The 5,687-nt window shown below is 58.9% G+C and carries 6 protein-coding genes; all 6 read right to left on the reverse strand.

The genetic code is table 11. The features are described 5' to 3' along the window. Window positions 1-102: 102 nt before the first annotated feature. Window positions 103-1,164 carry a hypothetical protein gene (locus AB1772_12970; protein ID MEW5797253.1) on the reverse strand — a complete coding sequence of 354 codons (1,062 nt, stop codon included), beginning with the start codon at window positions 1,162-1,164 and terminating at the stop codon, window positions 103-105. A gap of 14 nt (window positions 1,165-1,178) precedes the next feature. Continuing rightward, the gene (locus tag AB1772_12975) at window positions 1,179-2,735 is read right to left on the reverse strand and encodes a polysaccharide biosynthesis C-terminal domain-containing protein (protein ID MEW5797254.1); all 1,557 of its coding nucleotides are present in this window, start codon (window positions 2,733-2,735) and stop codon (window positions 1,179-1,181) included. A gap of 43 nt (window positions 2,736-2,778) precedes the next feature. Next, window positions 2,779-3,831, reverse strand: a complete 1,053-nt coding sequence (gene pseI / locus AB1772_12980; protein ID MEW5797255.1) for a pseudaminic acid synthase — start codon at window positions 3,829-3,831, stop codon at window positions 2,779-2,781. Between the two features lie 5 nt (window positions 3,832-3,836). Continuing rightward, window positions 3,837-4,394 carry a UDP-4-amino-4,6-dideoxy-N-acetyl-beta-L-altrosamine N-acetyltransferase gene (pseH, locus tag AB1772_12985; GenBank protein ID MEW5797256.1) on the reverse strand — a complete coding sequence of 186 codons (558 nt, stop codon included), beginning with the start codon at window positions 4,392-4,394 and terminating at the stop codon, window positions 3,837-3,839. Then, a complete protein-coding gene (gene pseG, locus AB1772_12990) occupies window positions 4,381-5,496 on the reverse strand; it encodes a UDP-2,4-diacetamido-2,4,6-trideoxy-beta-L-altropyranose hydrolase (protein MEW5797257.1) in 1,116 nt (371 codons plus the stop codon). Before pseG ends, pseH begins: the two co-directional genes overlap by 14 nt. Before the next feature lie 44 nt (window positions 5,497-5,540). After that, window positions 5,541-5,687, reverse strand: a 147-nt coding sequence (locus AB1772_12995) for a DegT/DnrJ/EryC1/StrS family aminotransferase (GenBank protein ID MEW5797258.1), incomplete at its 5' end; no start/stop codon positions are given.

The raw sequence follows: 5,687 nt of genomic DNA on the forward strand, positions 1-5,687 counted from the left end.
AGCACCGTATAGGCGCGCAAGCGGTGGAGTACCCATGCAACCAGCACCAGGTGCGCCACTACCATTGTGGCATTGACTGCTACCATACAAAACTCTCTTGCATTACTGCTCTCTCGGGTCCCGCTCCCAAATCTCTACCCCGCAGCGTGCAAACAGCGAACTCACAGAGTCCGCCCGATCCGTGCGCTGCCCGGCCAGCTTTCCGAAGCGGTCCGGGAAACAGGCCACGCAGCGAATGCGATCTCCGTACATCATCTTCAAGTGAACGAGTGCCGAGCTATTAAACGACACCACACATGCGGCCGGGTCAGTGGCCAGTAATTGCTCGATCGGCCGCGAATTGGCCAGCGGCTCGAATCCGGCCCCGACAAATACATTCCGCTGGTCCTGCGACTCGCCATAGTGATGGGACTTGAACAGGAAGCGCGTGTACGGCAGCAGGCGGCAGTATGACGCAGCAGCCTCCGCCAGCGGTCGTCTGTACCGCTTGGGCACCAGGCGATCGTTCTGACCCAGGAACACGCAAGTGCGGCTGTCGCCGGCATACGAAGATATGGGCACAGGAGGAATGGTGATGGCCTTCGCCTGCAAGTGCTCCGGTAACAGGTGAGGCATCAGCGAATAGATTCGATCGCTGCGTTCGAGGCCCATTAGATCCTCCCGCAAGGGCTGATACGGAACACCAGTGAGCACTCCCAGAACGCTCTTGGCCGTATCGCGCATCTTCTGTCGCCAGTCAGGATATACGAGCCCGAGACTGCCGATGCCTTCCGGGTAATTGCACACCTCGACCAAGAACCAAGACGTCTCATTCCGCAGCGTCGCACGAAGCACGTTGTTCAGGGGCCATTGAACATTAGTCAGGAAGAGTCTTGTCGCGCGAAACTGTCGGCACAAGTAGACCGCCCACTGAATGACTGTGCGCATCCGCGGTCCCGCGCCCACCACTGATGCGCCCACCGGCGGATCACAGATAGTGACCTCGCGCCAGCCGGTGCGATCAACCTCCGCTTCTTGAGTGCTCCCGTCCACAATCAGGTAATTGTTACTGTCCCGGAATTCAGGCATACGTCTGACTATATGGTCGGCGATGAAACGCTGAAACGGACTGTGCGCCACGAACAGGTTCAGCGCTGCTGATGTCGAGTTGGACGAGTGCGCCACAGGGCTGTCCTCAGTCATCGGGGATTGAGAGGGGTAGGCTGATCGGCCCGCACATGGGTCGAGGGTTCGGCCGTAAAACGCGATCCCAGGCCAAGGCGCGAACCTACAAAATCGCGTTCCCGGCCATTCAGCAGCCAGTGATACTCCGCGGCCAGATGGGCGATGCCGATCACTGCGGCAACACCGAGCATTATAAGAGTCCGCCCACTCAGGAAGTGCTCGACTAGCAGGTATGCTCCCGCGAATGGGGCGGCGAGACCGAGCGTCTTTCCGATTGCAGCCACAACAGTGGTCGGTCTCAATCCCACATGCCGTGCCAGCTGGCGGATATAAGGCCAGAACATGAACGCATACATAGTCACGGTGGCCAGAAGCAGCCCGGCCAGACCGAGGTAGTGCAGCAGAGTGAGGCTCAGGGTCGCGTTCAGCGCGGTGCCGACAATCGAAATCCAAATCGCGTTGCGAATCCTCTCAAGCCCCACCACGGACAGAAACGCCTGCGATGACACCGGCGCCAGCAGAAACGCAAACAGCAGGATGTAGACGGCCCAGGCGTACGGCACAAACTGCTCCCCCACCCAGATCCGGAGCAAGTGCGAGATGAATACGGCGAGAAACACCACCATCGGCACCAGCACCAGATAGGTGTAGCGGATCAGGCGGATGTACATGCCGGCGATTTCATCCTTGCGGCCAAGCGCGTGAAGACGGGCAACCTCGGGTATGATCGAGGTGCCGGCCACGGTGTCCGGAACGCGAAGGGCGTTCGACGGCTTCACAACAACATCGTAAATCGCCAGATTAGTAACCGGCATGTAGAGCCAGATGGCCAGCTTGTGGACATTGTTGTTCACGAGGCCGAGAATGCGACAGACGAACAGCACGGAGCTGTAACTGACCAGGACCCGAAGCTGCGAAAGTTCGACACGCAGGCTCATCGGCCGAAACTGTGGGATTCCGATAGTGAACGTGCCGAGATAGAACAACAGTCTCGCCAGACTCATGCAGGTGACCACAAGGAACGCCTTGTCAATCGAGCCGTGATAGTATGATACGATAATGATCAGCGTATACTGAATGACCGTGGCAATCGTGTTCACCGACTTGGTCAGCACATAGCGTCTGAGGCCCTGAAGGACCGCCACAAACGGCAGCGCGAGAAACTGAAGCAGCACGTTTACCGACAAGATGTGCAAAGCGGCCTTCACGGCATCGCGGCTGAGTTCCCCTTTGACTTCCACGAATCGGTAGGCGATGAAGTCCGAGGCGAACAGAAGGCCCAACCCGACCAGCGCCCCGAGTGTGCCGTAGTAGAGAATCGCCACCACGAGCGATTGCTGCATCTTTTTCCGGTCAGATGAGGCGTCGTAGCGAGCGATATAGGTCGTGAGCGATCCTTCCATGCCCAGGTCGAAGAAGAAGAGCGCCCCGTAGATGCTGAAAATATTCAGAAACACAAACGCGCCGTAGCTGGCAACGCCGAAGTTCTCAATCAGCGCCGGCGTGGCGATAATCACCATGACCATGGTGACAGCCGTCTCCACGGCCGTCATCATGGAGTTGCTGAACATCCTCTGGCTCATAACAGACTGTGTCCCATCGGGCAAACCCGGCTTACTCCACCAACTCCCAGCTTAACGGCGTGCCACGGGCGATATTACACGCAGCCCTCTTGCCCAGCACCCGGTCGAGGCACTTCGGAGGCAGGCCCAGGCCGGGGCGCACGCGGCGCACATTTTCCAAGCTGAAAATATCACCTTTCTTCATGTCAACTGCCACATAAAGAGAACGGCGAAATTGCAGCGATTTTTCCTCGGCGGCCGTGATCCCGTACACCACCCGCCCGAGCGCCTGCCAGGCCCGCTTGGTCTCCCGCACCAGTTCAGCCATCTCGGCAGGTTCCAGGGAAAAGGCGGAATCCACCCCGCCATCGGCGCGGGCCAAGGTGAAGTGTTTTTCTATAATGGTCGCCCCGAGCGCAACCGCGGCAATCGACGCGGCCAGCCCGAGCGTGTGATCCGAAAGCCCCACCTCGACTCCAAACCTCGCTCGCAAGTCAGGAATAGTACGCAGGTTCATTGTCTCGGGCGACGCCGGATAAGCGCTCGTGCACTTCAGCAGTACCAGCTGCTCGCAGCCGGCGTCGCGGGCCGCGGCGACCGCCTCGCGCAGCTCGTCTTCGCTCGCCATGCCTGCGGAAATGATAAGCGGTTTCCCAGTGGCCGCAACTCTCTTAATCAGAGGAGTGTCTACATTCTCGAAAGAAGCGATCTTGTACATCGGCGTTCCGAGCGTCTCGAGAAACTCGACCGCGGTTTCGTCAAAGGGCGTGCTAAATGCGATTACGCCTTTTTCACGACATCGTGCGAAAATCGCCTCGTGCCATTCCCAGGGGGTATGCGCCTCTCGGTAGAGATCGTAAAGCGAACGCCCAGCCCAGAGCGAATGGGGATCGTCGATGCGAAATTCGTTGTTGTTCAGATCGAGGGTCATCGTGTCGGCGGTGTAGGTTTGGATCTTCACGGCGTGCACACCGGCAGCCGCGGCGGCATCGACAATGGTCAGGGCGCGCTCCAGCGACTGATTATGATTACCGGACATCTCCGCGACAATAAACGGCTCCTGGTTCAGGCCGATCCGCCGCCCAGAAACGACTATCACACGCATACTCTTCAAACGCTCTCACCAAACACTTGCGCGGCCAGTTGATCTTTCACCTTATACCAATCCGAATTGAGCAAGCCAAAGGTAATGACATCGAAAAATGCCCTACCCTTACAAATGTGGTCAACGAGGCACCTCTCGCGGGCAAACCCCAGCCTCTCATGATAGCAGATACTGGCCTCGTTGTCGGCGAGCGCCTCGCCGACCACTTTGTGAAGGCCGAGCTTCTCGAAAATAAACTCAAGAGCCAGGTAGCCCATAGCGGTCCCGGCGCCGCGCGGGGCGGACTCATCACCAATGTAGAAACCCCAGACGCACCGGCTGTGCGTCCAGTCAATATCGACTACGTTTACGACACCCACGGGCCGGCAGTCGCACTCGAACACGAAGTGGAGCCTGCTCTTGTCTTCAGACACTCGCTTGAACCAGGCACGGTGTTCATCGAGCGAGATTACATGGTCAGTGTACATCGCTCGGCGAATGCGCTCCTGGTTTCGCCAGGAAAGCACCAGGTCGAGATCAGTCTCAGCCATCGGACGCAGATTGCAGGCGTCACGCTTGGGCACCGGCCACCTCGTAGATTATGTCCGCCGCCAGTCTCGCGCCGGATCGTGGGTTCTCACCGAACAACTGCCGGGAACGCCGAGCCATATGCTGAACTTCCTCGGGGTGCTCGAAGGCATGATTCAAGGCCGTAACGATCTTCTCGACCGTCACATCCCCACAAAACCCGAGATTCCAGATCGCCCCTGCCGCAGCCATTGCCACCGTGCCCGGCACCTGATTTTCTGCAACCGGTATCACAATGCTCGGCAGCCCCAAAAATGCCCGTTCCCACGTGGTCGTACCGCCGGCGCCGATAGCCAAATCGGCCGCAGCCATCAGCTCGGCTATGTTGCTGACCTGACCATGAAAGTTCAGCATCGGGTGGCCCTCACAAACTTCATGTATTTCCTTGCGGCGAGGGTTAGCGACACCCACTACGACATCGACCTGAAGATCATCTCGCCCGCACTGCGCTATTGCCTCGCACGCTTTAAGCGTCTCTCCGGTGGCATCGACACCGCCAAAAAAGATGAGCAGTCGCTTTACAGTCCCGTCCCGCTCTCGCGGCTTGGCGGCAGCCACCTCGAACTCAGGGCGCAGCAACGCATATCTTGGTCCGCACAACAGGAGACAACCATTCGGTACCAAGGCTAGATACCGGGCCTCGCCCTGCGGGCTCAGGTTATGGTCCAGCAAGACTCGACAGCGATGCTGCCTGTTGGCCAGGTCATCAATAACAAGAACCGCACCTACCTCCGCTGCCAGGAGTTCTTCCCAACGCGAATCGAGGGCGTAATGATCGACTACCAGCCAGTCAGGGGAACCCGCCATCTGCCGTACGGCCGCCTTAGTCTGAGCCGCGTCGAGCTGCCAGTCAACGCCCAGCCAGTTCGCATATGAGTCGCGCGGTTCTCCACTGAAGACTGAGTCGCGCGGCGACGGCAACGCGGCGAGCGCGAAGTCCCGATCCTTGACCAGGGCGGCAACATGTCCCGGCAACTCACGGCACACAAAGACAACGGTTGCACCCCTTGCCCTCAGCAGCTCCGCCAGGGTAAGGCATCTCATCAGGTGCCCGCTGCCGATCTGGTACGACGAATCAACCCTGACCACTACTCTCATCTGATCTCATTTCCGCTGTGGAGACAGGGTGCCGACATAGGCGCTCAGACGGCCCGCCCGCTTTCGCCGAGCACCGCCGCCAGTTCCTTGACAATGCGCTCGCAATCGTCGTGGGTCAGCTCGGGATACATCGGCAGGCTCAGTGCCCGTGAATAGTATTTTTCCGCTCCGGGGAACTGCCCCGGTTTAGT

The sequence above is a fragment of the Candidatus Zixiibacteriota bacterium genome (assembly GCA_040752815.1).
GTDB lineage: Bacteria > Zixibacteria > MSB-5A5 > GN15 > FEB-12 > JAGGTI01.